Here is a 1,856-nt window from a genome sequence, read left to right as displayed (position 1 = left end):
TTAATCTTTTCATCATATTATCCATATTTATATTATTATACTACAGCCCTACCTACGTCACAAAGTTTCTACAACAATGGTCGTACTGATTTTATCAGGAGCGTCTAAAGGTAAAGAAAATATATGATTGTCTCCCATTTTGTCTATAGGTAAAGAAGTTTTCTTCGCATCAATCAATAAATAGGCCCGTTTTATCCCAGAGCCAAAATCCGGGACAAGAAGTTTGCCGTCTTTCGGCCAATATTGAGTAAAAACATGCAAATAAAGAAACTGTTTACCGTCCACTTCTTTTCTGGTAGCTCTTCCCCAATCGAGTTGGCTAACAAACGGACTCGGTATTGTACCATAAATAGCTTCACTGTTCACCTTCATCCAACTGCCGACTTCCTCCAAGCAATTGATGCTTTCAGCAGGGAAAGTACCATCTGCTTTCGGACCGATATTCAATAGATAATTCCCCCCTTTACTGGTAATATCAATCAATTTTTGAAGAACATCCTCTGTAGTCTTCCAGCGTATATCATGGGCAGCATATCCCCAATTGTCATTCAAGGTCATACAAGTCTCCCAATCTGTACCATCTCCATTGGAAGGCATATCAGGTATGCTTTGTTCCGGAGTTTTAAAATCACCCGTCAGCTTATCCTCCATTCGGTCATTAAAAATTAAACGTTCCGTACCAGGTATGTTCTTGATAGCTTTCATCATACGATATTTAAATTCGGGAGCGCTGCTTGCTCCCATATCCCACCAAATAAGATCGACTTTATAATCATTTATGATAGTGTGTAAATGAGGGATAACTATTTCATCCGTATATTTTGCTTTGTCTGCATAGGAAGCTTCCCGATTAGGCGCGTCATTTTGCGGAATCCATCCCATCCCCCCCGGATTATTCCAGTCCAATGCCTGCGAATAATAAAAACCTATTTTCAGACCGGCCTTCCTCGCTTCATTCACCAGCTCTTTCAATATATCCCTGCGGATATCTGTATCTTTAAAAATAGTATGTCCCACAGGTGTATTTAAAAGTGCAATGCCATCATGGTGCTTTGAAGTAATGACAATATATTTCATCCCTGCCTCTTTAGCCATCCTTACCCATTCTTTAGCATCGAATTTTTCTGCTTTGAAATCCTCCTTTGCCCGCTTCAGATACTCATCCCTGGGTATTTGAGCCGCAAACATTATCCATTCGGCATATTGCCCTCTTTTATAAGGTTTGCCTGTAGTTGGGTCTGTCTTTATACTCCCATCGGAAGATACCCATTCAGGACGATAGCATGAATAGTAATCTTTTATCATGCCGTCAGCCTCTATCCAAGGATGTTTTTCATTTGTCTGCAGAAACGTGGGTCCTGTATAATGCCCACCTAATGCAGAATAAGGGCCCCAATGGACAAACATCCCAAAACGGGCTTCACGCCACCACGCCATCCGCTTATCCTTTTGCCTTTTTGTCTCAGCGGTAGCTACATAAAGTTTCTCGCTCTCGCGACTGAACTCTCCATGACTATTCCTAGCCTTCACTGAGAAGAAGTAAATATCAAACGAATTCAGCCCTTCCACTGTAATGCGATTTTCTTTAACAGTCTTATATAAAGTATCTTCCTTGTAAACCTCATAACTTACAGCCTCTACTACATTCTCCCAAATAAGTTCTACGCTATTTGTACCTACACGACTAGCCTTCAAATGACAAGGTATGCGATTGGTAAATGGATCTTGTTGAGCAGACAACATTACACAGCCTACTACTAAAATGATTAATAAATAGATTCTTTTCATTCTAAACTTCATTTATACGTCATAATAATATGCACTATTATTTGCACAGAGATTCAGGAACATCATAT

General features: G+C 39.9%; 1 protein-coding gene. It reads right to left on the bottom strand.

What is annotated here, in order from left to right:
- Positions 1-57 precede the first annotated feature (57 nt).
- On the bottom strand, positions 58-1,788 hold the full coding sequence (locus BWI44_RS02980; RefSeq protein WP_171030404.1) for an alpha-L-fucosidase: 1,731 nt from the start codon (positions 1,786-1,788) through the stop codon (positions 58-60).
- Positions 1,789-1,856 lie beyond the last annotated feature (68 nt).

Origin of the sequence: Bacteroides sp. Phil13, from assembly GCF_001940965.1 — a bacterium.
GTDB classification, from domain to species: Bacteria; Bacteroidota; Bacteroidia; order Bacteroidales; family Bacteroidaceae; genus Bacteroides; species Bacteroides intestinalis.
The sequence above is the reverse complement of the archived record's forward strand: the minus strand, read 5'-3'. Positions and strand labels throughout refer to the sequence as shown.

Coding starts and splice junctions, on each gene's coding strand:
- BWI44_RS02980 (WP_171030404.1), bottom strand. CDS start 1,788: ATGAAAAGAATCTATTTATTAATCATTTTAGTAGTAGGCTGTGTAATG.